Genomic DNA, 26,949 nt, shown 5'->3' on the forward strand with positions numbered 1-26,949 from the left:
TACCGCTGCCTTCGTCGGGCGCGGCTTCGTTGTCGTTCAGCGAGGGGACGTCTCGCCGGCTGCTGTGACCAGAATGGGACAGCTCCGTGATTCAACGATGGCAGGCTTAACGTTGGGTTAAGCCCTTGTATTTACGAATTTTTAACGCCTCGTTCGGAGGCCGTTCAGGCGCACCGCGTCAAAAAGGCGTCCTGGCCAGGGTTGGAACGCAACCCCGGAAGCCCAGTTAGTGAGGGCTGAGCGGAACGGCCCCCAGGTTGGGACAGGCTCCCGTTCGCCTGAAGAAGGAAGCCGTTTCCCAATGAGCATGCAGACCGGTCGCCGCGTCGGCGTTGCGTTCGTTGGCATGGGTGGCGCTGTCGCCACCACCGCCATCGCAGGCATCGAGATGATTAAATCCGGATCTAACCGCCTCGATGGCCTGCCCCTCGCGGGCGTCCCCGTCGCCGGGATGGCCGACTACAAGGACCTCGTGTTCGGCGGATGGGACCTGAACGACGATGACCTCGCCTCCGCCGCTACCGGCCACGGCGTCCTCAACGCCCAGGATATCGAGAATGGCGCCCAGGTCCTGAAGGGCATCAAGCCCTGGCCGGCCGTCGGCAGCGCCAAGTTCTGCAAGAACATCGAGGGTGCCAACCGCATCGTTGCCAAGGACCACCGCGAGGCGGTCTCCGTCATCGCCAACGACCTGCGCCGCTTCAAGGCCGAGAGCAATCTCGACGAGGTCGTGGTGATCAACCTCGCCTCCACCGAGCGCTGGCCCGACCTCTCCGACCCGACCCTGAACTCGACGGCCGCCTTCGAGAAGGGCCTCGACAGCAGCGACGAGTCGATCAGCCCGGCGATGCTCTACGCCTACGCGGCGATCAAGAGCGGCGTCCCCTACGCCAACTTCACCCCCAGCGTCGCCGCCGACGTGCCGGCCCTGCTCGAACTCGCCAAGGACCTGAACGTCCCCGTGGCGGGCAAGGACGGCAAGACCGGCCAGACCATGATGAAGACGGTGCTGGCCCCCGCCCTGAAGGCGCGCGCCCTGCACGTCGATGGCTGGTTCTCCACCAACATCCTCGGCAACCGTGACGGCCTCGCGCTGAACGACAAGGACTCGCTCCAGTCGAAGCTCAACACCAAGGGCACGGTGCTCGACTCGATCCTCGGCTACCCGGTCGAGGACCACCTCGTGCACATCCACTATTACCGTCCCCGCGGTGACGACAAGGAAGCCTGGGACAACATCGACGTCACCGGGTTCCTGGGTCAGCGCATGCAGATCAAGGTCAACTTCCTCTGCAAGGACTCGATCCTGGCCGCTCCCCTCGTCATCGAGATCGCCCGTGTTCTCGACCTCGCCAAGAAGCGCGGCGACGGCGGCCCCCAGGAGCAGCTCTCGAGCTTCTTCAAGGCGCCCATGGTGAAGAACGGCCACGGCCCCGAGCATGATTTCGGCAAGCAGCAGACCATGCTGCTCGAGTGGCTCGGCGCCCACTGATGATCGCCCAGACGGAGGGCGCCGGTCCCGCGGCCCCGCTGGCGCTTCGCGCCCTCCTCGTCGAGGTCAACGACCTCAAGCGCGTGCACTCCGCCGGGCGCACCGGCTCCATCGCCGAGCGCCTCTTCGCGCAGGGCTGGAGCGCCCTCACGGGGGGCGCCGCGCCGGAGGCCGTGGCCCTCGACATCACCGCCAAGGCGCTCGCCGCCGCCCGCCTCTGCGACCTCGACGCGGCCTTCCTGGCCTCCGCGGGGCTCGACGCGGGCGAAACGGCCGACGTCCTGGTGGCGGGCTTCGATGCCGTCACCGACAGCGTCGAATCCGGCCTGCGGGACCGCCTCCGGGCGGCCCTGCGCGCGCCGTCGGGCTTCGGGCAGGGGCCCCTTCCGGGCTTCGTCGCCGCCCTGGCGCATCAGCCCCGCGCCGGCGTCACCTGCCCCGGCAAGCCCCGCATCCTGCTGGAGCCGCCGGAGAACCACGCCGAGCACTGCCTGATGGTGGCGGTCTACGGCGTCGTGCTGAGTCCGTTCTACCGGGCCGACCCGACCCAGGTCTTCCTGGCCGCCATGGCCCACCACTTCCACAACGCCGCGATGCCGGATGCCGGCTTCACCGGCGAGATGCTCCTCGGCGACCACCTCCTGCCGATCATGGCCCGCACCACGCGATGGGCCCTGGACGAGCTCGATCCCGGACTGCGGGAGACCGTTGAGCGGGCGCGTGCCGTCCTGCCCGACGATGCCACGGCGGAAGGCCGCGCCTTCCACGCCGCCGACTGCATCGACCGCGTCCTGCAGATCGCTCAGCATCTGCGGGCCGCGACCCTGACCATGGGCACGGTCCTCGACGAGATGGAGCTCGTTCACGCGGGTCCGGTGAAGGGCTTCCACGACCGCGTGCTCAAGGACATGCAGATCCCGTGATGTTTCCTCGCGACCGCGCGGGTGCCCCGTCATGATCCCCTTCGATCTTCGCTCGCCGGAGACCGGTGAGCCGCTCAAGGCCGACACCCCGCACTCGCTCCGAGACGGGGTGAGCGGGGCGCGCTGGCCCGTGATCGACGGCATTCCCTACCTGCGGACCAACCGTGCCGACCTCGTGGCCCAAACCCTGGCGCTGCTCGATTCCGGCGAGGCGAACCTCGCCCTCGAAGGTCTCCTCGCCGACCAGGATGACTGGTGGACGGGCCCGCCGGCCGATCCCCTGGACCTCCACGAACTCGTGCGCGAGCGGGACAAACGCTCCCTGCGCGACGCGGTGCGGCTGCTCGGCTGGGGCCGGGTCGGCGACTACTTCCTGAATCGCTGGACCGACCCGACCTTCCTGGCCGGGCTGACGCTCCTCGAAGCCCACTGGAACGACCCGATCTGCGTGTTCGAGTTCGCCTGCGGCATCGGCCACTACCTGCGCGAATTCCAGACCCGCGGCATCAAGGTCGCGGGCGCCGACGTCGTCTTCGCCAAGCTGTGGGTCGCCCGGCACTGGGTCGTCGGCAAGTCGGCCCAGCTCGTCTGCTTCGATGCGAATTCGCCCCATTGGCCGATTCCGGGCGCGCCGGTCGACCTCGTCGTCTGCAACGATGCCTTCTACTTCCTCGACCGTAAGACCGAGGTGCTGGAATGCCTGCGCCAGAATGCCGGTGACGACGGCTGGCTCGCCGTCAGCCACATCCACAACAGCGACCGCCCGGGATTCTCGGCGGGGCGCGCCGTCTCGGCCGCCGAGATCGACGAGCTCTTCCCCGACGGCCTCGTCTACGACGACGACGACCTGACCCGGGCCATGGTGGAGCGGCGTGCCCCCTCCCCCCGCAAGCCCCAGGACCTCACCGCCTGCGAGGCCTTCTCGGTGGTGGCGGGTCCCGGAATGCGCCCGGCCCCCCGCCGCGTGATCGATGGCATCACCGTGCCGCGCCCCGGCCGGAGCCTTCGGCTCAACCCGCTCTTCCTCTCCGAAGGCGGGGCGCGGCACGCGATCCGCTGGCCGTCCGAGCGCTACGAGGCCGAGTACGCCGCCCGCGCCACCTATCCGTCGACCTACATCGGGCCGGACACCCTGGATTGGCAGGGCGACCTCGACGCGCCCGAGGCCGACCGGGTCCGTGACCGGACCTATGTCGACCTGCCGGAGCGCTGGTGATGGGGGGTTCGAAGTGGAGCCCCGTCGCCTGGGGCATCGTCGGCTACGGTTGGGTCGCCCGCGACTACATGGCACCGGGTATCCGCGCGGCCGGGCACCGGCTCGTCGCCGTCGCCGATCCGGGCGAGGCCTCGCGCGCGGCGGCCGAGGCCGAGGGCGCACGGGCCTACGCGCGGCTCGAAGACCTCGTGAACGACCCGGAGGTCGAGGCGGTCTACGTCGCCACCCCGAACCACCTGCACCGGGAGGCGATCGCGGCGCTGGCCGGCTCCGGCAAGGCGATCCTGTGCGAGAAGCCGATGGCGGCCTCCCTCGACGATGCCGAGGCGATGGTCGCGGCCTTGGCGCGCGGCGACACCTTCTACGGCACCGCCTTCGACCAGCGCCACCACCCGGCCCACCGGGCCATGCGGGATGCCATCCGCGCGGGCCGCCTCGGCACCGTCACGGCGATCCGCATCGTCTATGCCTGCTGGCTGCCGCGTGCCTGGACCTCCTTCGCGGGCCAGGACAACTGGCGCATCGACCCGGCCAAGGCCGGCGGCGGCGCCCTGATGGATCTCGCCCCCCACGGCCTCGACCTCGTCGACTTTCTCCTCGACGAATCGATCCACGATCTGGCCGCTCTGACCCAGGCGCGGGCGCAGGACTACGCCGTCGACGACGGTGCACTCCTGATCGGGCGCACGCCCTCGGGCGTCCTCGCCAACCTGCACGTCGCCTACAATTGCCCGGACGCCCTGCCGCGCCGGCGCCTCGAAGTCACCGGCACCCAGGGCCTGCTCACCGCCGTCGACACGATGGGACAGGTGGCAGGCGGAACCCTGTCGTTCACCGACGGGTCAACCGGCGTCTCTGAAACTCTGCCCTTCGATGGGGAGGCCTCGCCCTTCCTCGAACAGGTGAAGGCCTTCGGCTCGGCCCTGCGCCGACCGGAGGAGCGCGAGGCCTACAGCGCAACGCGCGACCTTCACACCATGCGCTTGCTGGCCCGCGCCTACGAAGCGTCGGCCTGAACAACGGAAACGCACGACCGTGAACGAGCAGGACCAGGACGACCGCGCCCGCCACAGCCGGATCAAGGCACCGCGCGCCTACACACACGGCGCTCCCCGCCGGATCGAGGGCCTGCCGGCCGCCCTGCCCGAGCCGGTGCGCGCCTATCTCGACATCCTGCCGGAGGGCCGCATCGTCGGCTTCCCCCTGGCGCCGCTGGACCGCACCGGCATCCCGGTCTGGTTCGTGTCGCTGTTCCTCGATGATCCGTTCTTCGTCGGCGCCATGCCGAGCGGCATCGGTTACGGCGCCACCGACGATGAGGCGATCATCGGCGCGGTCGCGGAGATCGCCGAGAACCTGATGCCCTCACTCGCCGTGATGCCGCGCAAGAAGGAGCGCGCCAGTTACGACGACCTCGTGCGGGTCTACGGCGCCGGCGCGGTGGCCGATCCCCTCACCCTGTGCCTGCCCGCCGGCAGCCCGGTGGGGCGCGCCACCACCCTCGAATGGACGCCCGCCCTCCGCGCCCGCAGCGGCGAGACGGTGCTGATGCCGCTCGACATCGCCGCCACCGATTATTTCGAGCTGTCGGAGGGCTACAAGCCTTTCACCAACCTCATCACCAACGGTCTCGGCGCCGGGCCGGACGTCGACTTCGCGCTGGGCCACGGCCTGCTCGAACTCCTGCAGCGCGACGGCAACGGCCTCCTGTTCCGCGCCCTCGACCAGGGGGTGGTGCTCGACCTGTCGGAGGGCCTCGGCCCGGAGACGCGCGGCATGCTCGATCGGCTGGATTCCCTCGGGATCAAGGCCCTGCCGAAATTCGCCACCGATCAGTTCGGCCTGACCAACCTCTACGTCGTCGGCTACGACCGGAACCTCGCCGACACGCCGGTGCCGATCGCGCTCTCGGCCTGCGGCGAGGCCTGCGACCCGGACCGCGAGCGGGCCCTGCGCAAGGCGCTGCTCGAGTTCCAGGCCGCCCGCGTGCGCAAGGCCTTCGGCCACGGGCCGCTCGCCTTCGCCGAGCGGGTCACGCCCCCGGGCTACGTCAAGGCCTTCATCGACAAGGCCCTGCCGAGCCTCGATCTGGAGGAGAGCCGCGCCCTCAAGGCGATGCTCGAATGGATCGTGCAGCCCCCCGAGGGCATCGCCGCGACCTTGCGCGACACCGTCTATTCCGAGCGCGCCACCAAGCGCTTTTCGGAGTTGCCCACGACGCAGGCCCCGGACGGGCACGCACGGGGCCGCATCGCCCGCGAACGGCTGGAGGACGCCGGGTTCGACGTGCTCTACGTCGACTGCTCGCCGCCCGGCGGCCGGGTCGGCGTGGTCAAGGCCATCGTGCCGGGGCTCGAGGTCGAGACCATGAGCTATCACCGCATCGGCGCGCGCAACACGCAGAAGCTCATCGACCGCGACCACCCACTGATCCGCTTCGGCGAGGCCACCGACACCCTGAAGCCCGTGCGCCTGACCCCGGAGGCGATCGAGCACTTCGGCGGGCAGCCGCTGTTCGACACCGCGCTGGCCGACCGGATCGTGGGCGCCCACTACCCGCTCTATCGCGAGCCGGAATCGCACCACGCGCCGTTCCGCCTGAGCCAGCAGGGCCGCGCCGCATGAGTCTGCGCTTCGCCTACAACACCAACGGCACCGCCCATCACCGCCTGGACGATGCGATCGACCTCATCGCCGAGTCCGGATACCAGGGCGTGGCGCTGACCCTCGACATCCACCACCTCGACCCCTTCGCCGAGACCTGGGTGCAGGAGGCGCAGCGGGTGTCGAGCCGCCTGCAGCGCCTCGGCCTCGGCTCGGTGATCGAGACCGGTGCCCGATTCCTCCTCGACCCGAATGCCAAGCACGAGCCGACCCTGGTCAGCGGCGACGCGTCCGGCCGGGCGCGGCGCATCGGCTTCCTCAAGCGCGCCGTCGACATCGCGGCGATCCTGCAGTCCGAGGCGGTCTCGTTCTGGGCCGGCGTGCCGAAGCCCGGCATCGATCCCGACGTGGCGAGGATCTGGCTGCGCGAGGGCCTGACCGAGGTCGTCGCCTACGCCGCCGAGCAGAACGTCGTCGCCTGCCTGGAGCCCGAGCCCGGCATGCTGATCGAGACCTTGGACGACTACGCCGCCCTGGACCTGCCGGGCCTGAAGCTCGCCCTCGACACCGGCCACTGCCTCGTCACCGGCGAGCGCGACCCGGCCGTCGCCGTCGGCGAGTTCGCCGACCGCATCGGCACCGTGGCCCTCGAGGACATGGCGCGGGGCATCCACGTCCACCTGCCCTTCGGCGAGGGCGACATGGACGTGCCCGGCGTGCTGGACGCCCTCGAGGCGATCCGGTTCGACCGGCTGATCTGCGTCGAGCTCTCCCGCGAGAGCCACCGCGCCGACCTGATGGTGCCGGCCTCGCTGAACTACCTCCGCGATTGCCGCAATCCGAACCCGGGAGCCTCCGCGTGAGGATCTGCTTCGTCTCGCGCCGCTACTTCCCGGCGATCTCCGGCATGAGCGTCTACGCGCAGAACCTGCTGCGCGAGTTGGTCGAGGCCGACCACGACGTCACGATGATCTCCCAGTATCGCGGCGACGCCTTCGGCACCCGCGTCTATGGCGGCGGCCCGCCGCCCGACGTCCCCGGCGTCACCGTGATCGGCCTGGAACAGCTCGGCGAGCAGGAGAGCGGCGACTTCGAGCGCGACATCGACACGATGGTGGCGGCGATTCGCACCGAGCACGCGAAGAAGCCCTTCGACATCCTGCACGCGCAGTACGGCTACCCCACCGGTTGGGCCACGCTCCTGGCCTCGCGCGCCCTCGGCGTGCCGAACGTGGTCTCGATCCAGGGCGGCGACGGCCACTGGGTCGGCTCGTGCTGCGAGACCCACCGGGTCGCCATGTGCGAAGTCCTGGCCCATGCCAACGCCCTGCTGATCGGCGGCGCCTCCTTCGTCGGCGAGGTCTGCGACCGGCTCGGCTCGGACCCCGCCCGCTTCACCATCGTGCCGGGTGCGGTCGACACCGCGCGCTTCACGCCCGGCCCCGATAACCATCCCGGCCCGGTGCGGCTGTTCTATCACGGCCGAGTCGACCGCCGGAAAGGCGTCCTCGACTTCATCGACGCCCTCGCGCAGCTGCGCGCCCGCGCCATCCCGTTCGAAGCGATCATCTCCGGCATCGGGCCGGACGTGGACTCGTCGAAGGCTCGCGCAGCGGACCTGAAATTCTCGGAAGCCGAGATCCGCTTCACCGGCTACGCCGACTACGACACCGTGCCGGATCTCTACCGGGCGGCGGACGTCTTCGTCTCGCCGACCTATGCGGAAGGATTCTCCAACACGATCCTGGAGGCGATGGCCGCCGGGCTCGCGGTGGTCTCGACCCATGCGGTCGGCGTCTCGGACTGCCTGCGCGACGGCGAGAACGGACTCCTGGTCCAGCCCGGCGACGTACCGGCCCTGGCCGAGGCCCTGGCCCGCGTCATCGAGGACGAGCCCCTGCGCCGGCGCCTGGCCGAGGATGGGCTCGCCGAGTGCCGGCAGGTCTATTCCTGGCGGGCGGTGGGCCGGCAGATCATGGACGTGTACGCGCGCGTGGCGAACGAGCGCCCGGCGACCGATTTCGCCGCGACCCTGCCGCACGACCCGTCCTGCCGCTTCCGCGCCGAACCGCACCTGCTCTGAGCCGATGCCCACCGCCCTCACCCTGTCGCCGCATCTCGACGATGCCGCCTTCTCCTGCGGCGGGCTGCTCCACGCCCTCGGCCGGGCGGGTTGGCAGGTCGAGACCGTGACGGTGTTCACCGCCTCGGTGGCGAACCCGACCGGCTTCGCCCTCGCCTGCCAGACCGACAAGGGGCTCGGGCCCGAGATCGACTACATGGACCTGCGCCGGGCCGAGGATGCGGCAGCCGTGGCCGCGCTTTTGCTCGCACCCCCGCGCCATTGGCCCTTCCGCGAGGCGCCGCATCGCGGCTACGGCTCGGCGCCGGAGCTGTTCGGCGTGGTGCGGGCCGAGGACACCATCGTGCCCGACCTGACCCGCGCGATCCGAGCGCTCCTCGCCGAGACGGCACCCGACCTCGTCCTGGCCCCCCAGGGCATCGGCGGGCATGTGGATCACGTCCAGGTGGTCCGCGCCCTGGACGCGGCCGAGCCGACCGCGCCGATCCTGTGGTGGCGCGACTTTCCCTACACGGTGCGCGACCAGACCCCGAAGGAGCCCCTGCGCCCGCGCTTCACCGATCTGCCGGAGACGGAATGCCGGTTCGGCCCCGAGGGCCGGGTGGCCAAGGGCGCGGCCTGCGCGGCCTACGCGACGCAGCTCGGCTTCCAGTTCGGCGGTCCCGAGGGCCTCGCCCAGCGCCTGGCGCAGGAGGACGGGCGCGAGCGCTTCCGCCGGCAGGGCACCCTGCCGGAAAGCCTGGGGCGCCTCGTCGCCGATGTCGGCTGACGCGCCGCCCGCCGAACCAAAGAGCCTGCGTGACCCCATCACCCTGGCCGCGCGCAAGTCCCGGCTCGACAGCCCCCACCTCGCCCCGATCCGCGCCCTCGGCCGGGCGATCGCCGCGGCGCAGGGCGCCGAAGTCCCCGAGCCCGACCCCCTCGACGGCGGCGTCGCGGCCCGCCTGCTGCTGCTCCTGGAGACGCCGGGTCCGCGCATCCGCGGCACCGGCCTCGTCTCGCGGGACAACCCGACGGGCACCGCCGCCAACCTCTTCCGCTTCCTCGCCGAGGCCGGGATCGCCCGCCGCGACACCCTGATCTGGAACACGATTCCGTGGGTCATCCACGCCCCCGGCGCCCGCAACCGGCTCCCGCGCCGGTCCGAGGTGCGGCAGGCTCTGCCCTGGCTGACGCCCCTCCTCGCCTGCCTGCCGCACCTGCGCGTCGTCGTGCTCTCCGGACGGGTCGCGGGCTTCGCGCAGTCGGACCTCGAAGCGTCGCGTCCGGATTTGAGGCTGATCCCGATTCCGCATCCGAGCCCGACCTTTGTCTGCACGGCGCCGAGCGTCGCCGCGCGCATCCGGGCGGGGCTGGCGGAGGCGCAAGCCTGCATCGCCGGTGGGCATTGCGCCTCCCTCGCTGGCAATTGCCGGCCGATGCCCCTAAATGCGGGCGACGGGCCGTGGTCCGGCACAAGCTCGGGTTGACCCCATGCCGCCGATGCGGCCGTGCGCGGGGAGCCCAGCGGAGGCGGACGCCGACACGATGAACTTTGCGAGACAGCAGAAGCAGATCGAGACGGCCGAGGCGCTCGCGCCCGGGGCGTCGCCGATCGACGCGGCGGAGACCGAGGCGCCGAAGGGCGGCCTGCGCGGTCGCTACGCCTGGCTCGGCACCATCGCCAGCCTCGCCATCCTGGCGGGCTCGCTGTTCGTCCTGTGGAAGCTCGTCGAAACGGTCACCTGGGCCGAGATGCACGCGGCCTTCACGGGCGCCTCGGCCGAACAGCTCGGCTTCGCCTTCCTGTTCGTCGGCCTGAGCTACCTCTTCCTCACCTGCTACGATGCCCTGGCCCTCCGGCAGCTCAAGCTGAAGGTTCCGTACCGGACGACGGCCCTGGCCTCGTTCACGAGTTACGCCGTCAGCTTCACCCTCGGCTTCCCGCTCCTGACGGCCGGGACGATCCGCTACTGGATCTACTCGAGCAAGGGGCTGGGAGCGGCCAAGATCGCCGCCCTGACGGTGATCGCGGGCTTCACCTTCTGGCTCGGGATGGGCGTCGTCCTGGGCCTCAGCCTCATCGTCGAGGCCGGCCAGCTCGCCGCCCTCACCTTCACCAGCATCGCGCTGAATCAGGGGGTCGGCTTCGGCGCCCTCCTCGCCGTGGTGGCCTACCTGCTCTGGGTCTCCCTCAAGCGCCGCCACGTCCGGGTGAAGAGCTGGCGGCTCGAACTGCCGGGCGCCTCGGTCTCCCTGAGCCAGATGGTGGTGGGCATCGGCGACGTCTGCGCGGCGGCCGCGACGCTCTACGTGCTTCTCCCGGCGGGCACCTCCATCGGCTTCACCACCTTCGTGGCGATCTACGTCCTGGCGGCCATGCTGGGCATCGCCTCGAACGCGCCGGGCGGCATCGGGGTGTTCGAGGCGACGATCCTCCTCGCGCTGTCGAGCCTGCCCCGGGACCAGGTGCTCGGATCGCTGCTGCTGTTCCGGGTCTGCTATTATCTCGTGCCCTTCGTCATCGCGCTGGCCATGTTGACCGTCTACGAGATCGTCAAGCGCACCCGGGCCGCCCGGGCCTGAGGCGCGGAGCTGAGCCGGGAGGGTCCGCATGGCACGGGGCGCACGCCGATCATCCTGGACCGCCGCCACCGTCGCGACGGTGGGACTCGGGGTGTTCGCGGCCGGACGGGGAACCCTCGACGGACCGATGATCGCGGCCTCCCTGGTCGTCCTCTGCCTCGGCGGCGTCATCGGCAGCCTCGGGCGGGCCCGCATCGTGCGGGTGACCGAGAGCCCCGGGGCCAGCCGGCATTCGGTGGCGGAAGCGCTCCTCGCCAACATTCCCGATCCCGTCATCCTCGTGGATCGCCGTGCGGTGGTGATCGAGGTCAATCCCGCCGCCCGGGCCCTGCTGCCGGCCCTGAAGCTGCGCCACCCGCTCTCCTTCGCCCTGCGGGCCCCCGACGTCCTCGACGGGATCGAGGAGGTGCTGCGCACCGGCGCCCCGCTCAAGACGCTCTACGCCACGCGCGTCCCCACCGAGCGCGCCTTCGAGGTGCAGATCGGCGCCCTGCCGATGCCGGACGGGGTGGTGGGCGGGCAGCCCAACGTGGTGCTGTTCCTGCGCGACCTCACCTCGGCCCGGCGCCTGGAGGCGACGCGGGTCGATTTCGTCGCCAATGCCAGCCACGAGCTGCGCACGCCGCTGGCCTCGCTGCTGGGCTTCATCGAGACGCTGCAGGGCCCGGCCCGCAACGACCCGCCGGCGCGCGAACGCTTCCTCGGCATCATGAAGACCCAGGCACAGCGGATGGCGCGCCTCGTCGACGACCTCCTGTCGCTGTCGCGGATCGAGCTGCGCGAGCACGTGCCGCCGACGCGCCCCGTCGACCTGACCCGGATCGCCCGGCAGATGGTGGACACGCAGGGGCCGCTGGCCCGCGACCGCGGCGTGGTGCTGAGCGTCGCCGCCGAGGGCGCCTTCCCCATCCTGGGCGAGCGCGACGAGCTGCTGCGGGTGGTCGAGAACCTGATCGAGAACGCGGTGAAGTACGGCGGCAGCGGAGGGCGCGTCGAGGTCGCGCTTCGGCGCCAGACCGAGGCGGCCAGCGGGCGGACGAGCATCGAGCTCGCCGTGCGCGACCACGGGCCGGGGATCGCGGCCGAGCACATCCCGCGCCTGACCGAACGGTTCTACCGGGTCGACGTCGCCTCCAGCCGCGACCAGGGCGGGACCGGCCTCGGCCTCGCCATCGTCAAGCACATCGTCAACCGGCACCGGGGCCGCCTGCTGATCGAGAGCGTGCCCGACGCGGGCACCACCGTGCGGGCGATTTTTCCGGAATTCGAGGCCGTCGAGCCCCCGGACGTCCTCGCCGAGCCGGCCTAGAGCGTTTTCAAGCGCGGTGGATGCCGGCTCGCGTGAAGACAACGCGACCACACAATAGGAAAGGGCATTTTCGGTGATCTGGAGATGACCGAAAATGCTCTAGCGGAACGGCGGCTCGTCGAAGCTGCGCAGTTTGCGCGAATGCAGGCCATGGCGCTCGGCCCGCAGGTTGTCGAGGGCGGCGAGGCCGATGAGCAGGTGCTCGGCCACCGCCCGCTCGTAGAAGGCGTTGGCGGCGCCGGGCAGCTTGATCTCGCCGTGGAGCGGCTTGTCGGAGACGCAGAGCAGCGTGCCGTAGGGAACCCGCAGGCGATAGCCCTGCGCCGCGATGGTGCCGCTCTCCATGTCGACGCCGATGGCGCGGGACAGGTTGATGCGCCGCCGCTCCTGGCTGAAGCGGAGCTCCCAGTTGCGGTCGTCGTAGGTGACGACCGTGCCCGTCCGGAGCCGCCGCTTCAGGTCCTCGCTGCGCTCGCCGGTGACGTGGGCGGCCGCCGCCTGGAGGGCGAGCTGCACCTCGGCCAGCGCCGGCACCGGCACGTCCGGCGGCACCAGCTCGTCGAGGATGCGGTCGCGGCGGAAATAGCCGTGGGCGAGGACGTAGTCGCCGATGGTCTGCGACTGGCGCAGGCCGCCGCAATGGCCGACCATGAGCCAGCAATGCGGGCGCAGGACCGCGAGGTGGTCGGTGATCGTCTTCGCGTTGGACGGGCCGACGCCGATGTTCACCAGGGTCGTCCCCTGCTGGCTGCCGTCGGGGCCCCGGGCCACGAGGTGGTAGGCCGGCATCTGGTACTTGTGCCAGGGCGAGGCGGCGATCAGCGCGGCCGGATCGACGGTGGCGGCCTCCGCCCGCGAGACGGTGACGCCGCCCGGCAGGATCATCCGCTCGAACCCCTCGTCGCCGCGCGCCAGGCGCTCCAGGCCGTGGCGGATGAAGCCGTCGACGTAGCGGTGGTAGTTGGTCAGCAGGATCCAGGGCTGCACGTCGCCCCAGTCGCTGCCGGTGTAGTGCACCAGGCGCCGGAGCGAGTAGTCGGTCCGGATCGCGTCGAAGAGGGCGAGCGGGCGCGGCGCGTCGGGCAGGTCCTGCCAGAGCCCGTCCGCGATCTCGTCGCCCACCACCGAGAGCAGCGGCACCGGGAAGTAGGTGGCGAGGTCCCGCGGGGTGACGCCGCTGCGCCCGAGATCGGCGCCCGGCTCGATCACGTAGGGATACGGGATCTCCTGGGCGCTGAGGCCGACCTCCAGGGTGACGGCGTAGTCCCGAACCAGGGGCCACAACTGCTCCAGCAGGTAGCCGCGAAAATGGTCCGGCTGGGTCACGGTGGTGGCGTAGGTGCCCGGCGCCTGGAGCTTGGCCGTGGCCCGGGAGACCTGCGGCATCGGCCCGGCCGGCTGGTAGGTGAGGCGCAGTTCCGGATAGCGGAACTGCAGCCGCTCCGTCGCGTCCGGCGGCGGGCCGCCATCGAGATAGCGCGCGAGGGCCGAACGCAACGCCGCGATCGCCCCCGCATGGAGCGCCGCCAGGCGTTCCACCGCGGTCTCGGCATCGGAGACGGATTCCATCGGTCGCAACTCGTCGCGGATCACGGTGACTCCTGCCCAGGCGCTCGGTCCCCAGGGTCTTACACCGGGCGAACCCGGGAGGCGAACGCGGGACGGATCGGGGATTTTTATCCACCGTCATCGCGGCCTGGGCGATTCCGAATTGCCGCTTGGCTCCAATACAACCATTTCGTTTCGCCTCCGATTCCCTTAACATATGCAAGGTATCCGTTTCGTCCGGAAGAGACGAAGACTGGGTCCTCGGACTGGCATAAGCGGCGACGACAGGGAGAACAGGGCGTCGATGCTCACAGTCTTCGGGTGCTCCATTACCGAACATGATCCGTGGCTGCTGACGCTCGCGGCGATCATTTGCGCCCTGGCCGCGACGTCTACGGTCGCGCTTCTGCACCACGCGAAGCAGACCCGGATCGGCTGGCGCAGCGGATGGGTCGGGGTCGCGGCGGTCGCCGGCGGCTCGGGGATCTGGGCGACGCATTTCCTCAGCATGCTGGCCTCCGATCCGGGCCTGGTCGCGGCCTATGCGGTCGGCCTGACGGTGCTGTCGCTGGTGTTCGGCATCGGGGTGAGCGGGATCGGCCTCGCGACCGCGGCGTTCTGGAGCGCCCGCAGCGCCCCCCTGGTCGGGGGGGCCATCGTGGGCCTCGGCATCGCCGCGATGCACTACACCGGGATGGCGGCCTATCAGGTCGCCGGGCGCATGGTCTGGAATCCAGCGCTGGTGGCGCTCTCCGTCGCCTTGGGCGTCGGGCTCGCCATGGCGGCCCTGGGGATCGGGCTGACCAGCGCACGCGCGCGGGGTCGGGTCGTCGGGGCCGCGCTCCTCGCGGGCGCGATCTGCGGCCACCACATCCTCGGCATGCTGGCCCTGACGGTGATGCCGGATCCCTCGGTCGTCGTGCCCGAGGAGACGGTCCCCTCGCTCTGGCTCGCCCTCCCGGTGGGGCTCGCGAGCCTGACGATCCTCCTGATGGCCTGCACGACCCTGGTGCTCGACCTGCGCGACCGCCAGCGCGAGGTCTATCGCGGACGCCTGCACAGCCTCGCCAACGCCGCCGTCGAGGGCCTGGTGATCTGCCAGGATGGCATCATCGTCAGCGCCAACGACAGCTTCGCGGCCCTGGCCGGCGGCGAGGCGAAGGCCCTGGCCGGATTGCCCCTGGCGCAGTTCGTTCCCGACAGCGCGACCCGCGGCAGCCTCGCCGACCACCCCGACGACGGGGTCGAGGGGACCCTGTACCGGCTCGACGGGTCCGACCTCCCGGTCCAGCTCATCATGCGCCCGGTCGCCTATGGGCGGACGCCGCACGTCGCCCTGGCGGTGCGGGACCTCACGACGCGGCGGCGGGCCGAGCGCCAGATCCGGTTCCTCGTCGGGCACGACCTCCTGACCGGATTGCCGAACCGCCGGCATTTCCAGGACTGCCTGGACCGGAACATCCGGCAGGCGGGCAGCGGGCGCCTGGCGCTCCTCCACATCAACCTCGATGGGTTCAAGGAGATCAACGATCTCTTCGGAAACCCGATCGGGGACGCCACCCTCGTGCGGGTCGCCCGCCTCGTCGGCGGCCTCCTGGACGACACCCAGACGATGGCGCGGATCGGCGGCGACGAGTTCGCCGTGCTGACGCCTTGCACCCACGCGGTGACGGCCGGCCGCCTCGCCGAGACCATCCGGGCGACCCTCCAGGCCGCGGCCGAGAGCGCGCTCCAGGGTGAGCCCGTGCCGGCCGCCACCATCGGCATCGCGGTGTTCCCGGACGACGCGCGCGACCGCAACGACCTCGTGAACGCGGCCGATACGGCGCTCCTCCTAGCGAAGTCCGAGGGGCGGGACACCTACCGCTTCTTCGAGGCGTCCATGGGACAGGATGTGCGCGAGCGCCGCCTCCTGGAGAAGCAGCTGCGCCGCGCCCTGGCGGAGGACCAGCTGCGCCTGGTCTACCAGCCGCAGATTGAGACCCGCTCCGGGACGGTGATCGGCTTCGAGGTCCTGCTGCGCTGGCACCAGCCCGGGCGCGGGCTGGTCTCGCCGGCGGTCTTCATCCCCATCGCCGAGGAGAGCGGACTGATCCGGGAGATCGGCGCTTGGGTGCTGCGGGAGGCCTGCCGGGAGGCCGCACGCTGGGAGGTACCCCTGGCGGTCGCGGTCAACGTCTCGGGGGTCCAGGTCCATGATTCCGGCTTCGCGCCGGCCGTCCAGGCGATCCTGGCCGAGACTGGCCTCGATCCGGCGCGCCTCGAACTCGAGATCACCGAGACCGCCCTGATCCGCGATCCCGAGCGGGCCCTGACCAACCTGCGTCGGCTGAAGGCGCTGGGGCTGCGCCTCGCCATGGACGATTTCGGCACCGGCTACTCGTCCCTCTCGAACCTGCGGCTCTTCCCCTTCGACACCATCAAGATCGACGGCTCCTTCATCGCGTCCGTCGACTCGAACCCGCAGGCGGCCGCCATCGTGCGCTCCGTGCTCGGGCTCGGCGCCGGCCTCGGGCTGCCGGTCATCGCCGAAGGGGTGGAGACCGCCGAGGAGCTCGGCTTCCTCGTCACCGAGAAGTGCCACGCCGCGCAGGGCTACTTCATCGGCCGGCCCGGCCCCATCAGCGAGTTCGCGCAGCAGACCCGCGGCGCCCGGCAACGGTCGCCGGTCGCCGCCTGACCGGCGGCGACCGGCCCGCTCCCGGTCTCGGCTTGCTCCCGGTCTCGGCTTGCCCGAAACGAGAGGCCCGGCGCTTCGACCCGCGCCGGAGGAGAGGCGCCGCGCATGCACGACGAGACCGACCATCGTCCCGGTGAGGTGGCGATCCCGCTGCCCGACGCCTTCGACGCCGGGCTCTACTTCATCGGCCGCGTCCGCACGCCCTGGGCCACGCGCGGCGAGTGCCCGAAGAACGGCCTGAAGACCGACGCGGTCTGCACGCTCGCCGTCGATGCGCCCTTCGCCGAGGCCCTCCAGAACGTCGAGGGCGCGAGCCACCTCATCGTCCTCTACTGGATGGACGAGGCCGCCCGGGACCTCGCGCTGCAGCGCCCCCGCCATGCGGAGGGCAGCCGGGGCACCTTCTCCCTGCGCTCGCCGGCGCGCCCGAACCCCATCGCCCTCTCGGTGGTCGAGCTTCTGGCGCGGGACGGGGCGAGCCTGCGGGTGCGCGGTCTCGATTGCCGCGACGGCACCCCGCTCCTCGACATCAAGCCCTATTTCGCGTCGACGGATTCGCGCCCCGGCGCCACGGTGGACCAGGCCGGGACGAGCCCGCGCTGACGCGGTGCCCGCCCGCGGATCCGCGGGTCAGCCTGCGGGCGCCTCGGCACCGTGGACCTGCCCGTCCGCGCCGTGGACCTTGCGCGGAGTGCCCTTCGGCGGCGCCTTGATCCGGTACCAGCCGACATAGAGGGCGGGCAGGAAGAACAGCGTCAGGAAGGTGGCCGCCAGGATGCCGCCGATCATGGCGTAGGCCATCGGTCCCCAGAACACCTCGCGGGCGATGGGGACGAGGCCGAGGCTGGCCGCCGCCGCGGTCAGCAGGATCGGGCGCATGCGGTGGCAGGTGGCATCCACCACCGCGTCCCACGGCGCCAGCCCGTCGCGCTCGTACTCGTCGATCTGGGTCATCAGGATCACCGAGTTGCGCACGATGATGCCGATCAGCGCCAGCACACCCAGGATCGCCACGAAGCCCATGGGCTTGTTGAAGGTGAGGAGCGCGATGGCGACGCCGATGAGTCCGAGCGGCGCCACGCTGGCCACCAGGAAGAGCTTCTGGAAACTCTGGAGCTGGATCATCAGGAACATCGCCATGGTGAGGAGCATCACCGGCGCCACCGCGGCGATGGGCCCCTGGCCCTTGGCGCTCTCCTCCACCGCCCCGCCCACCGCCAGGACGTAGCCGTCGGGCAGGGACTTGCCGAACGCGGTGATCGTCTCGTCAAGCTGGGCGACCACCGTGGCGGGCTGGGTGTCGTCCGCGATCGAGGCCCGCACCGTGATGGTCGGCAGGCGGTCGCGGCGCCAGACGATGGGCTGCTCCAGTTCGTACCCGATGGTGGCGAAGGCCAGGAGCGGCACCACGCTGCCATTGGCCAGCGGCACCTGCAGGCTCTGCAGCGTGTCGAGGGAGTTGCGCTCCACGGCCTGCGCGCGGGCGACCACGTTGACGAGGTAGATCGAGTCGCGGACCTGGGTGATCGACCGGCCGCCGACGATGCCGTTGAGCAGTCCGGCGATGTCCTCCGAGGTCACGCCGAGCTGGCGCGCCTTGTCCTGGATGATGTCGACCTTGAGCACCTTGCCGGGCTCGTTCCAGTCGAAGGTCGGCACATCGAGATGCGGGTTGGCGCCGACGATGTTGCCGAGGGTGAGCGCCTGGGCCCGCAGGGTCTGCAGGTCGGGGCCGCTGAGGCGGTACTGCACCGGACGCCCCACGGGGGGGCCGAGGTCGAGGGAATGGATGAGGAAGTCGGTGCCGACGAACTGCTCGCGGGCGAGCTTGTCGAGCTTCAGTTTCATGCGCTCGCGCGCCTCGATCGACTTCGTCTCGATCACGATCTGGCCGAAGAAGGCGTTCCCGAGCTGCTGGTCGAGGGGCAGGTAGAAGCGCACCGCGCCCTGACCGACATAGGACGACCAGCGTACGATCTCGGGGTCGCCCACCAGGGTCGCCTCGAAGCGGTCCATCTGGCCCTTGGTCTCGGCGATGCTGGCGTTCTGCGGCAGCGTCATGTCGACGAGGAGCTCGGGCCGGTCGGAGGCCGGGAAGAACTGCTGCTGGACGAAGCCCATGCCGACGATCGCCGCGCCGAGCATGCCGACGCAGGCCGCGACGGTGGTCCAGCGCCAGCGCATGGCGCCCAGCAGCAAGCCGGTGAAGATCCGCATGGACCGGCTCGGGGCGCCGTGGTCCTTGTGCTTCATCTGCTTCGGCAGGAGCTTCACCCCGATCAGGGGCGCGAACAGCACCGCCACCACCCAGGAGACCAGGAGCGAGGCGGCGATGACGACGAAGAGCGAGTAGGTGTACTCGCCCGCCGACGAGCCGTTGAAGCCGATGGGCAGGAAGCCCGCCACCGTCACCAGGGTGCCGGTGAGCATCGGGAAGGCGGTGGAGGTGTAGGCGAAGGTGGCGGCCTTCTTCAGGCTGTCGCCGACCTCCAGCCGCGCGACCATCATCTCGACGGTGATCATGGCGTCGTCCACGAGGAGGCCCAGCGCGATGATGAGCGCGCCGAGCGAGATGCGCTGGAGCGTGACGCCCATCACATGCATGACTACGAACACGATGGCGAGCACCAGCGGGATCGACAGCGAGACCACGAGGCCGGCGCGCCAGCCGAGCGAGATGAAGCTGACCGCGAGCACGATCACCACGGCCTCGACGAGGGCCTTGGTAAAGCCGCCCACCGCCTCCTCGACGATCTTGGGCTGGTCCGAGACGAGGTGGATGCCGACGCCCACCGGCAATTCGCCCTCGAGCTTGCGCATCCGCTCCTTCAGGTCGTGGCCGAAGGTGAGCAGGTTGCCCGAGGGCTGCATCGCGATGGCGAGGCCGATGGCCGGCTGGCCGTTGAAGCGGAACAGGTCGGTCGGCGGGTCGGTGAAGCCGCGGGAGATCTCGGCGACGTCGGAGAGGCGGAAGAAGCGATCGTTCACCCGCAGGTTCACGGCGCGCAGGCTCTCCTCGTTGACGAACTGGCCGCCCACCCGGACGGAGACCCGCTCGGGGCCCGCCTGGATCACGCCCGAGGGCGCGATGGCGTTCTGCGACTGCAGGGTGCGGATGACTGAGTTGGTGTCGAGGCCGAGGCCGGCGAGCTTGCGGGTGGAGAAGTCGAGGTAGATCACCTCGTCCTGGGCGCCGAGGAGCTGCATCTTGCCCGCAGACGGCACCTTCTTCACCTCGGCGCGGACGCGCTCGACGTAGTCGCGCAGCTGCCGCGGGGTCACGCCGTCGGCCGTGAAGGCGTAGACGTTGCCGAACACGTCACCGAACTCGTCGTTGAAGAACGGACCCTGGATGCCCTGCGGGAACGTGCCCTGGATGTCGCCGATGCGCTTGCGGACCTGGTAGAAGATCGCCGGGATGGTCTTGGGTGGCGTCGTCTCGCGCAGCTGCACGAACACCGTGGCCTGGCCCGGCGTGGTGTAGCTGCGGCTGAAATCGACGGCATCGATCTGCTGCACTTCCTTCTCGATCCGCTCGGTGACCTGATCGAGGGTGTCGCTGATGGTGGCGCCCGGCCAGCGCGCCTGCACGATCATGGTCTTGATCGCGAAGGGCGGGTCCTCCTCGCGGCCGAGGCGCTCGTAGGCCAGGAAGCCGGCCACCACCGAGATCAGCATCAGGAACCAGACGAAGGAGCGATGCTCCAAGGCCCATTCGGAGAGATTGAAGGACTTCACGGGTTTGCTCTCGCCTCACCGGGATGGCGGCTGATCATGGATGGCGGCGGTGCCCGGGCTCAGGGCGCCGGGTCGGGCAAGCGCACGGCCTGCCCCTCCTGGAGCGAGTGGACCCCGGCCAGGACCACCCGCTCTCCGGCGTTCAGGCCCGTGCCGATGCTCACGCGCTCCGGGTCGCGGCGGGTGACGGTGACCGGCCGCTTGCGCACGCTCTTCCCGTCCGGCGCGACGACCCAGACCGCGTCGCGGCCGTCCTCCGTCAGCACCGCGGCGGCGGGCAGGTCGACGTGAGGCGCCTCGGCCCGCGCCAGGGTGACGGTGAGGGTCGAGCCCAGCCGGAAGGCCTCGGAGGGCTTGAGCAGGGTCATGCGGATGCGCCGGGTGCGCGTGGTCTGGTCGGCGAAGGGGGCGATCTCGCGCACCCGCGCCGTCGCCGTCACGTCCGGGGCGCTCTGGAGCGCCACCGTGAACTGGGCATCCGTGGGCATCGTCCCGACGAGCTCCTCGGGGATGTCCACCACGGCCTCGCGCTCCTCGGGGCGGGCCAGGGTCGCCACGGCCTGGCCCGCGCTGAGCACCTGCCCGACCTCGGCGCTGCGTACCGTGACGACGCCGTCGAAATCCGCGTGCAGCTCGGTGTAGCCCATCTGGTCCCGGGCCCGCTGCAGGTTCGCCTCCGCCTGGGAGACGCGGGCCTGGGCGGTGTCGCGGCTCGCCACGGCGGTATCGAGCTGGGCCTGGGTGACGTTGCCGCCGGCCAGCAGGCGCCGGCGCCGCGATTCCGTGGCGCTCGCGTTCTCGGCCTGCGCCCTCGCGTCGGCGAGGTCCGCCTCGGCGCGGGTCAGGGCGAAGCGCGTCACCACCGGATCGAGGGCGGCGATGCGCTGGCCCTTGTGGACGATGTCGCCCACGGTGACGTCGCGGGCGATCATCCGGCCGGCGATCTGGAAGCCGATCTCCGACTGGTAGCGGGGGGCCACGACCCCCGCGAAGGGGCCGAAGACCTGGGCCGCTACCGGCTTCACGACTCGGTACAGGACCGGCCGTACGGGTGGCGGCGGGGCCGTCTCCTCGGCGGCCTGGCAGGCGCCGAGGGGCGAGACGAGCGCCAGGGCGCCCAGGGTCGACCGGAGCAGGGTCGGGCGGATCATCGCGCCGCCTCCAGGGTCTGCGAGACGGCAACGGTCTGGCCCGGGCGCAGGAGCTGGATGCCCGCGATGACGACCTCCTCGCCGGGCTCGACGCCGCCCTTGAGCGCGATGGTGTTGGGCCCGTAGCGCTCGATCACGACCGGACGGGGCGCGACGGTGCTGTGGGTGGGATCGCGGACCCAGACGGCCGGGGCGTTCTCCCAGCGGTAGAGGGCCGACCAGGGCAGCACGATCGCCTGGCGCGGCCGGAACTTGCCGGTGCCGACCACGATGGCGCCGAGGCTCATGGCCTGGGGCGTCGCGTCGAGCCCGACCTTGACCCGGACCGTGCCGGAGGCGGCATCGACGCTGGGCGAGATCTCGCGCACCCGGCCGGACGCCTTGACCCGCGGGTCGGCCTGCAGCGTCACCTCCACGGTCTTGCTCTCGGGGGGCGCGGCCAGCACCGCCTCGAAGATGTTGAAGACCGCGTCGCGGGGGCCGTCCTGGGCCATCGCCAGCACCGTCTGGCCGGTCTGCACGACCTGGCCGACTTCGAAGGTCCGGCTGAGGACGATGCCGTCCACGCCCGCCTTCAGGTCCGTGTAGGAGTACTGCTCCTCGGCGCTGCCGAGGGCGGCCTTCGCGGAATCCACCGAGGCCTGCGTGGTGCGCAGCTGCTGTTCGGCATCGTCGTAGCTCGGGCGGGTGGTGTAGCCACTGGCGAGGAGCTGCTCCTGACGCTTGAAGTTCAGCTTGGCCTGGGTCAGCAGCGCCTCGGCCGAGGTGAGCGCGGCTTGGGCGTTGTTGAGGTTGGCGCGCTGCTCCTGGGGATCGAGCTTGGCCAGCACCCGATCGGCGGTGACGTGGTCGCCGACCTCCACGAGGCGCTGCGCGATCTTGCCGTTGGTCCGGAAGGCCACGTTGACCTGGGACTGGGCCTGGATATCCCCGGTGAAGATCAGGTCGGAGGCGATCGTGGTGGCGCGCGCCACGGCCGTGCGCACGACGGCGACGGCGGGGCTCGCCGGCTTCCCCGTCTCCCTGGCCGTTTCCCCGGCCACCGCCTCGCCGCCCCGGGCCGGCGCCAGCGCGACGGCACAGACCGCGAGCACGAAGGCCACGCCCGCGCACCTGCGCGGCCACACCCTCAGCCTACCCACCATCGCGTCCTCGAACTCGAAAAGGCCCTGTCTGGCGTCACCCATATCGGCTCCGCTACCGACCGTCCAGACGGTTTCTTTTTTCGGCGAACCGTCTTCCCGCCGCCGTCGTTCCCCGATATCCCATTGTCGTTTCCCGATCTTCGCGCCGGCTCTGGCAACAGATCTCCCGCCCTCGAAACCGCCGGTGAACCGGCTGGATCGTCGATGATGAAGGCGCGTACCCGCCGCGAAGACCGACCGGTGGTCATCCTGGATGCCGCCGAACGCCTGATCCGGCGCATGGGCACCCGCACGCTCACCATCGACGCGGTGGCGGCCGAGGCCTCGCTCAGCAAGGGGGGCGTGCTGCATCACTACGCCTCGAAGGACGCACTGATCTCCGCGCTGGCCGAGCGCAAGCTGCGGGAGATCCGCGAGAGCGTGGCCGCGCACGAGGTCGAGCAGGGTCCGGGTCCGGCCGCACTCCCCCTCGCCCTGATCGCGCATGCCCGTCAGGTCTACGCCGACGAGGACGGGTTTCCCCGCGCGCTCCTGCTGGCCTCGGCGGAAAACCCCGAGGCCTTCGCGGGCTTCAACGCCTTCCTGAAGCAGCGCCTCGCCCAGATGGAGGACGTGGCCTGCTGCCCGGGGGCCGGCGCGATGCTGACCTTCGCCACCCTGGGCTTGCTGCTCAGCCGCACCCTGGGCTTCCACTGTCTCGAGGGCGCGGAACTGGAGAAGCTGTTCGACGCCATGGAGAGCGCCGCCCGGAGCCTGCCGAAGCCGATCCCGGCCTGAAGCCGCACGCGCGCCGCGCGTGCGTTTCTTGAACCTTGCGGAGCGAACGGCGACACAGACCTCTGCCGCGTAGCGATGCCGACGCGTTTCGGTCGCCGGCCGACCGGGCCTCCCGACGCCGGGAGCGCGCCAGCGGAAGGCACGCGGGACGCCCCCCCTTCGACATCGCGGTCTCGGGTCCTCCGCGGCATGGGCGGCGTCGCCCCGGCGCGGGACCTGAAGCGGCGGCGTCCGACGCTGCCGGTGCCGCCCGCCTCCGGCGACAGCCACATCCTGGCGCAGGAGGATGCCCACGGCTTCGAACTCCTGCGCACGCCGTATTGCGGCGGGCAGCCGGGTCGGACGATCGACCGGATCGTCGCCCGCCACGCGGCGCTGTCAAAAGCCGAGGTCGAGGTCACCGCCGCGACGGCCGAACGGGTGCCCGGTCAGGCCGCCCGTTCGGCCATGGCTGCGAAGACCAGGGCGTGACGGGCCGCGAGGGCGTCGATGTCGGTGGAGTAGCCGCCGCCGATCACCCCGACGAAGGGAATGCCCCGCCGATGCGCCTCGCCGACGACGAAGCGGTCGCGCGCCAGCAGGCCCGCATCGGTGAGATCGAGGCGGCCGAGCCGGTCGTCGCGATGGGGGTCGACGCCGGCATTGTAGAAGACGATGTCGGGGCGGATCGCATCGAGCAGCGGCCCGACATGGGCCGCCAGCACCGCGAGATAGCCGGCATCGTCGACGCCGTCGGGCAGGCCGACATCGCGGTCGCCGGCGATCTTGCGCGTCGGGTAGTTCTTCTCGGCGTGGATCGAGAGGGTGAAGAGATCGGGCGTGCCGCCGAGGCAATCGGCGGTGCCGTCGCCCTGGTGGACGTCGCAATCCACCACCAGGGCACGGGCGATGGTGCCTTCGGCGTGCAGCGTGCGCGCGGCCACCGCCACGTCGTTGAAGATGCAGAAGCCAGCGCCGGTCTCGCGGCGGGCATGGTGGCTGCCGCCGGCGGTGCTGCCCGCGAGGCCGTGCGCCAGGGCGAGGCGGGCCGCCAGCAGCGTCCCCCCCACCGAGGCGCAGGAACGGGCGACCACTGAGGCGCCCACGGGCAGGCCGATGGTGCGCTCGATCTCGCGGGAGACGTCGAGGGCGAGCACGGCCTCCACGTAGGCGCGGTCGTGGGCCGCGGCGAGGAGATCGGCCCCGGCGGGCTCCGGCCGCGCGAAGCCGCCCGGCACCAGTCCCTGCTCCACCAGCAGCGCGGCCAGGCGCCCATACTTGCGCATCGGGAAGCGATGGCCTTCGGGCAGGGTCGCCTCGTAGGCCGGGTGGAAAACGATGGGCAGGCTCATCGCGACAGGCTCATGCGAGATCCGCGATCAGCCGGTCCGCGAGGGCGAGCCCGCTGTCGAAGGCGGCCTCGATGCGCGGCCCGAGGCAGCCGTCGCCGGCATAGCCGAGACGCCGGCCCGGATCGTAGAGACAGGGGGCGCCGCAGGTCTCCTCCACGAGGGCGTAGCGCCAGCGATGGGCGCGGGCCTGCAAGGGGATGACGGGGTCGCCGAACAGGTCGCCCAGGGCGGCAAGCAGCGCGGCCCGCACCGCCTCCGGGGCCTCTTCGAGATGCGTCTTCGACCAGTCCGGCGTGGCATGGACGGTGTAGGCGACGGGCGCGGTCGGGCGCCCGGGCTTCGCGCCCTCGCGGAACATCGCGGCGACCGGCCCGTCCGCGGGGCGCAGGACGTCGCCCGGGAGGGGCAGGTCTTGCGCGCAGGCCAGCATCAGCGACCAGCAGGGCGCGTAGGTCGCCCGCTCGACCCCGGGCAGGGCGAGACCGCTCGCGGCGAGGAGGCGCAGGGCCTGCGGGCCCGGCAGCGTCAGGGCGACCGCGTCGAAGAGCCGGTCCTCGCCGGCCTCCGCCAGGGTGAGTCGCCAGCCGCCGTCGGTGCGCGCCAGGGCGGTGACGGTGCGCCCGACCTGTACGTCGAGGCCGGCGAGGAGGTCGCGCACGGGCGCGGTCATGTCGGGCACGGCAGTGACGCTGCCGGGCGCATCGTAGGGCGCGACGCGGCCGCTGACCGCCCAGTCGGCGAGGCGGGCGCGGAAGGCGGGTCCGTGCGCCCGCATCACCTGCGCGCCGTGGTCGAAGCTGAGGCCGGTCTCGTCGTCGCGGCGGTTCGCCATGCGGCCCCCCGGCTGCCGGCCCTTGTCGAACAGGGCGACGGAGACCCCGGCCGCGTGGAGTGCGCGTGCCGCGCTCGCCCCTGCCATCCCGGCCCCCACGATCGCCACACGCGCCGGTCTCGCCCCTTGCACCGGTTCCGCCACCCGCATCCCCCCTCGTGATCCGGGGCTGTCATACGACTGAAGCATCACGGCTGTTAGGGGCGCTGTGCAGCCGGGGACGCGACGCGGTGTCCAACCCGCGCCGGGCTGCGATGGTGGGGTTTCGCGAACGGGGGACGTCGCGGATGTGGGACCAGGCGCTGCAGGATCTGTCGGAGCCGGGCGCCACGGCCGCCCTCTGGCTATGCGTCGCCCTGACCTGCATCAACCTCGTGGGCATCGCGGTGGCGGCCCTGCGGATCGGGCGGCGCAACGGCGCGTCGGTGTTTCCGAGCGCCGCCCCGATCTCCCTGGTGCGACCGGTCTGCGGCGTCGAGGCCTTCAGCGAGGAATTACTGACGCGCGGCTTCCATCTCGCCCATCCCGACTACGAGCTGATCTTCTGCGTCGCCCACGGGGCCGACCCCATCGTGCCGTTGCTGGAGCGCCTGATAGCGGCGCATCCCCGCGTGCCCGCCCGCCTGATCGTCGGCGACGAGCGGATCAGCGACAACCCGAAGCTGAACAATTGCGTGCGCGGCTGGGAGGCGGCCCGCCACGACTGGGTGGTGCTGGCCGACTCAAACGTCGCGATGCCGCCGGACTACCTGCAGCAGCTGCAGGCGGCCTGGCGCCCGAACACCGGCCTCGTCTGCTCGACGCCGATCGGGGCCCGCCCCGCGGGCCTGTTCGCCGCGGTGGAATGCGCCTTCCTCAACACCCTGCAGGCGCGCTGGCAATATACCGGCGAGGCCCTCGGCCTCGGCTTCGCCCAGGGCAAGAGCATGCTCTGGCACAAGCCCTTCCTGGAGGCCCGCGGCGGCATCCGGGCGCTCGCGTCCGAGATCGCCGAGGATGCGGCGGCGACGAAGCTCGTGCGCGCGGCGGGGGCGCAGGTGCATCTCGTGGCCGTCCCCTTCGACCAGCCCCTCGGGCAGCGCACCCTCGCCGAGGTCTGGTCCCGGCAGCTGCGCTGGGCGCGCCTGCGCCGGGTCACCTTCCCGCTCTTCTTCGCCCCCGAGATCGGCTGCGGCCCGCTCCTGCCCTTCGCGGCCGCCCTCGCGGCCGCGCCGTCCATCCCCTTGGCCGGCCTCCTCCTCGGGCTCACAGGCCTGTGGTACGGGGCCGAGATCGCCCTGGCCGTCCGGGCGCGCTGGTACCGGCACCCCCGGCTGCTCCTGGCCTTCCTGATCCGCGACGCCCTGGTTCCCGCCCTGTGGGTGAGCGCTTGGCTGCGGGGCGCCATCGTCTGGCGCGGCAATCCCATGGACATCCGGACGAAGGCGTCCGAGCCCTCCCGGCGCAACCCCTGGCGCCGCCCGCGGCCCCGCGCCAGCGCCGCCTGAACGCGCCGGTGCCAGTCCTCCGTCCGACGCGAGGGCACGGCAGCGCTCTTGCTTCAAGCTCCCCCGCC

Annotated in this window: 22 protein-coding genes; 16 read left to right on the plus strand and 6 right to left on the minus strand. The window is 71.4% G+C overall.

Annotated features, from left to right (window positions below; genetic code table 11):
• Positions 1-301: 301 nt before the first annotated feature.
• The 11 genes from ASG63_RS04840 to ASG63_RS04890 are packed head-to-tail and all read left to right on the plus strand — an operon-like array spanning position 302 to position 12,192.
• Positions 302-1,492, plus strand: a complete 1,191-nt coding sequence (locus tag ASG63_RS04840) for an inositol-3-phosphate synthase (RefSeq protein WP_056212625.1) — start codon at positions 302-304, stop codon at positions 1,490-1,492.
• Positions 1,492-2,415, plus strand: a complete 924-nt coding sequence (locus tag ASG63_RS04845; protein WP_056212627.1) for a hypothetical protein — start codon at positions 1,492-1,494, stop codon at positions 2,413-2,415. The genes ASG63_RS04840 and ASG63_RS04845 overlap by 1 nt, the downstream gene beginning before the upstream one ends.
• 31 nt (positions 2,416-2,446) lie before the next feature.
• On the plus strand, positions 2,447-3,631 hold the full coding sequence (locus ASG63_RS04850; RefSeq protein ID WP_056212629.1) for a class I SAM-dependent methyltransferase: 1,185 nt from the start codon (positions 2,447-2,449) through the stop codon (positions 3,629-3,631).
• Positions 3,631-4,647, plus strand: a complete 1,017-nt coding sequence (locus ASG63_RS04855; RefSeq protein ID WP_056212631.1) for a Gfo/Idh/MocA family protein — start codon at positions 3,631-3,633, stop codon at positions 4,645-4,647. Before ASG63_RS04850 ends, ASG63_RS04855 begins: the two co-directional genes overlap by 1 nt.
• A gap of 19 nt (positions 4,648-4,666) precedes the next feature.
• The gene (locus tag ASG63_RS04860) at positions 4,667-6,256 is read left to right on the plus strand and encodes a YcaO-like family protein (RefSeq protein WP_056212634.1); all 1,590 of its coding nucleotides are present in this window, start codon (positions 4,667-4,669) and stop codon (positions 6,254-6,256) included.
• Complete coding sequence (locus ASG63_RS04865; protein ID WP_056212637.1) at positions 6,253-7,098, plus strand: sugar phosphate isomerase/epimerase family protein; 846 nt, start codon at positions 6,253-6,255, stop codon at positions 7,096-7,098. The genes ASG63_RS04860 and ASG63_RS04865 overlap by 4 nt, the downstream gene beginning before the upstream one ends.
• The gene (locus ASG63_RS04870; protein ID WP_056212638.1) at positions 7,095-8,318 is read left to right on the plus strand and encodes a glycosyltransferase family 4 protein; all 1,224 of its coding nucleotides are present in this window, start codon (positions 7,095-7,097) and stop codon (positions 8,316-8,318) included. Before ASG63_RS04865 ends, ASG63_RS04870 begins: the two co-directional genes overlap by 4 nt.
• A 4-nt stretch (positions 8,319-8,322) precedes the next feature.
• Positions 8,323-9,087, plus strand: a complete 765-nt coding sequence (locus tag ASG63_RS04875; RefSeq protein WP_056212640.1) for a PIG-L deacetylase family protein — start codon at positions 8,323-8,325, stop codon at positions 9,085-9,087.
• Positions 9,077-9,787, plus strand: a complete 711-nt coding sequence (locus tag ASG63_RS04880) for a uracil-DNA glycosylase (RefSeq protein WP_082559179.1) — start codon at positions 9,077-9,079, stop codon at positions 9,785-9,787. The genes ASG63_RS04875 and ASG63_RS04880 overlap by 11 nt, the downstream gene beginning before the upstream one ends.
• Before the next feature lie 58 nt (positions 9,788-9,845).
• The gene (locus tag ASG63_RS04885) at positions 9,846-10,883 is read left to right on the plus strand and encodes a lysylphosphatidylglycerol synthase domain-containing protein (protein ID WP_056212642.1); all 1,038 of its coding nucleotides are present in this window, start codon (positions 9,846-9,848) and stop codon (positions 10,881-10,883) included.
• 28 nt (positions 10,884-10,911) lie between these two features.
• The gene (locus ASG63_RS04890) at positions 10,912-12,192 is read left to right on the plus strand and encodes an ATP-binding protein (protein ID WP_056212644.1); all 1,281 of its coding nucleotides are present in this window, start codon (positions 10,912-10,914) and stop codon (positions 12,190-12,192) included.
• Between the two features lie 99 nt (positions 12,193-12,291).
• Here ASG63_RS04890 and ASG63_RS04895 read toward each other — a convergent pair whose 3' ends face one another.
• Positions 12,292-13,785, minus strand: coding sequence for an AMP nucleosidase (locus tag ASG63_RS04895; protein ID WP_056212647.1), 1,494 nt, complete (start codon positions 13,783-13,785; stop codon positions 12,292-12,294).
• Positions 13,786-14,044: 259 nt separating this feature from the next.
• On the opposite strand from ASG63_RS04895, the gene ASG63_RS04900 reads away from it, so the two are divergent.
• A complete protein-coding gene (locus ASG63_RS04900; RefSeq protein WP_056212649.1) occupies positions 14,045-16,420 on the plus strand; it encodes a bifunctional diguanylate cyclase/phosphodiesterase in 2,376 nt (791 codons plus the stop codon).
• 105 nt (positions 16,421-16,525) lie between these two features.
• Positions 16,526-17,023 carry a tRNA (N6-threonylcarbamoyladenosine(37)-N6)-methyltransferase TrmO gene (gene tsaA / locus ASG63_RS04905; RefSeq protein ID WP_056212651.1) on the plus strand — a complete coding sequence of 166 codons (498 nt, stop codon included), beginning with the start codon at positions 16,526-16,528 and terminating at the stop codon, positions 17,021-17,023.
• A gap of 27 nt (positions 17,024-17,050) precedes the next feature.
• Here tsaA and ASG63_RS04910 read toward each other — a convergent pair whose 3' ends face one another.
• From ASG63_RS04910 to ASG63_RS04920, 3 genes are read right to left on the minus strand one after another with little or no spacing between them, the layout of a single operon-like run.
• Complete coding sequence (locus tag ASG63_RS04910) at positions 17,051-20,158, minus strand: efflux RND transporter permease subunit (RefSeq protein ID WP_056212653.1); 3,108 nt, start codon at positions 20,156-20,158, stop codon at positions 17,051-17,053.
• A 59-nt stretch (positions 20,159-20,217) separates the two neighbouring features.
• The gene (locus ASG63_RS04915) at positions 20,218-21,309 is read right to left on the minus strand and encodes an efflux RND transporter periplasmic adaptor subunit (RefSeq protein ID WP_056212655.1); all 1,092 of its coding nucleotides are present in this window, start codon (positions 21,307-21,309) and stop codon (positions 20,218-20,220) included.
• Complete coding sequence (locus tag ASG63_RS04920) at positions 21,306-22,412, minus strand: efflux RND transporter periplasmic adaptor subunit (protein WP_443189776.1); 1,107 nt, start codon at positions 22,410-22,412, stop codon at positions 21,306-21,308. Before ASG63_RS04920 ends, ASG63_RS04915 begins: the two co-directional genes overlap by 4 nt.
• 246 nt (positions 22,413-22,658) lie before the next feature.
• On the opposite strand from ASG63_RS04920, the gene ASG63_RS04925 reads away from it, so the two are divergent.
• Together ASG63_RS04925 and ASG63_RS04930 are read left to right on the plus strand one after the other, a co-directional pair.
• A complete protein-coding gene (locus ASG63_RS04925) occupies positions 22,659-23,231 on the plus strand; it encodes a TetR/AcrR family transcriptional regulator (protein WP_056212657.1) in 573 nt (190 codons plus the stop codon).
• Between the two features lie 189 nt (positions 23,232-23,420).
• The gene (locus ASG63_RS04930; RefSeq protein WP_056212659.1) at positions 23,421-23,702 is read left to right on the plus strand and encodes a hypothetical protein; all 282 of its coding nucleotides are present in this window, start codon (positions 23,421-23,423) and stop codon (positions 23,700-23,702) included.
• On the opposite strand, the gene ASG63_RS04935 is transcribed toward ASG63_RS04930, so the two are convergent.
• Both ASG63_RS04935 and ASG63_RS04940 read right to left on the minus strand, forming a co-directional pair.
• Positions 23,660-24,562 carry a histone deacetylase family protein gene (locus ASG63_RS04935; RefSeq protein WP_056212661.1) on the minus strand — a complete coding sequence of 301 codons (903 nt, stop codon included), beginning with the start codon at positions 24,560-24,562 and terminating at the stop codon, positions 23,660-23,662. The genes ASG63_RS04930 and ASG63_RS04935 overlap by 43 nt on opposite strands.
• Positions 24,563-24,572: 10 nt before the next feature.
• Positions 24,573-25,583 carry an NAD(P)/FAD-dependent oxidoreductase gene (locus ASG63_RS04940; RefSeq protein WP_338011805.1) on the minus strand — a complete coding sequence of 337 codons (1,011 nt, stop codon included), beginning with the start codon at positions 25,581-25,583 and terminating at the stop codon, positions 24,573-24,575.
• 98 nt (positions 25,584-25,681) lie between these two features.
• On the opposite strand from ASG63_RS04940, the gene ASG63_RS04945 reads away from it, so the two are divergent.
• Positions 25,682-26,881, plus strand: a complete 1,200-nt coding sequence (locus ASG63_RS04945; protein WP_056212663.1) for a ceramide glucosyltransferase — start codon at positions 25,682-25,684, stop codon at positions 26,879-26,881.
• The last annotated feature ends 68 nt before the right edge of the window (positions 26,882-26,949 follow it).

The sequence above is a fragment of the Methylobacterium sp. Leaf94 genome, assembly GCF_001426045.1.
In the GTDB taxonomy this organism is placed as follows: Bacteria; Pseudomonadota; Alphaproteobacteria; order Rhizobiales; family Beijerinckiaceae; genus Methylobacterium.

What these genes read in the sequence shown, in the direction of transcription:
- ASG63_RS04840 (WP_056212625.1), top strand. Translation starts at nt 302, where the DNA reads ATGAGCATGCAGACCGGTCGCCGCGTCGGCGTTGCGTTCGTTGGCATG.
- ASG63_RS04845 (WP_056212627.1), top strand. Translation starts at nt 1,492, where the DNA reads ATGATCGCCCAGACGGAGGGCGCCGGTCCCGCGGCCCCGCTGGCGCTT.
- ASG63_RS04850 (WP_056212629.1), top strand. Translation starts at nt 2,447, where the DNA reads ATGATCCCCTTCGATCTTCGCTCGCCGGAGACCGGTGAGCCGCTCAAG.
- ASG63_RS04855 (WP_056212631.1), top strand. Translation starts at nt 3,631, where the DNA reads ATGGGGGGTTCGAAGTGGAGCCCCGTCGCCTGGGGCATCGTCGGCTAC.
- ASG63_RS04865 (WP_056212637.1), top strand. Translation starts at nt 6,253, where the DNA reads ATGAGTCTGCGCTTCGCCTACAACACCAACGGCACCGCCCATCACCGC.
- ASG63_RS04875 (WP_056212640.1), top strand. Translation starts at nt 8,323, where the DNA reads ATGCCCACCGCCCTCACCCTGTCGCCGCATCTCGACGATGCCGCCTTC.
- ASG63_RS04880 (WP_082559179.1), top strand. Translation starts at nt 9,077, where the DNA reads ATGTCGGCTGACGCGCCGCCCGCCGAACCAAAGAGCCTGCGTGACCCC.
- ASG63_RS04885 (WP_056212642.1), top strand. Translation starts at nt 9,846, where the DNA reads ATGAACTTTGCGAGACAGCAGAAGCAGATCGAGACGGCCGAGGCGCTC.
- ASG63_RS04890 (WP_056212644.1), top strand. Translation starts at nt 10,912, where the DNA reads ATGGCACGGGGCGCACGCCGATCATCCTGGACCGCCGCCACCGTCGCG.
- ASG63_RS04900 (WP_056212649.1), top strand. Translation starts at nt 14,045, where the DNA reads ATGCTCACAGTCTTCGGGTGCTCCATTACCGAACATGATCCGTGGCTG.
- tsaA (WP_056212651.1), top strand. Translation starts at nt 16,526, where the DNA reads ATGCACGACGAGACCGACCATCGTCCCGGTGAGGTGGCGATCCCGCTG.
- ASG63_RS04915 (WP_056212655.1), bottom strand. Translation starts at nt 21,309, where the DNA reads ATGATCCGCCCGACCCTGCTCCGGTCGACCCTGGGCGCCCTGGCGCTC.
- ASG63_RS04925 (WP_056212657.1), top strand. Translation starts at nt 22,659, where the DNA reads ATGATGAAGGCGCGTACCCGCCGCGAAGACCGACCGGTGGTCATCCTG.
- ASG63_RS04930 (WP_056212659.1), top strand. Translation starts at nt 23,421, where the DNA reads ATGGGCGGCGTCGCCCCGGCGCGGGACCTGAAGCGGCGGCGTCCGACG.
- ASG63_RS04935 (WP_056212661.1), bottom strand. Translation starts at nt 24,562, where the DNA reads ATGAGCCTGCCCATCGTTTTCCACCCGGCCTACGAGGCGACCCTGCCC.
- ASG63_RS04940 (WP_338011805.1), bottom strand. Translation starts at nt 25,583, where the DNA reads ATGCTTCAGTCGTATGACAGCCCCGGATCACGAGGGGGGATGCGGGTG.
- ASG63_RS04945 (WP_056212663.1), top strand. Translation starts at nt 25,682, where the DNA reads ATGTGGGACCAGGCGCTGCAGGATCTGTCGGAGCCGGGCGCCACGGCC.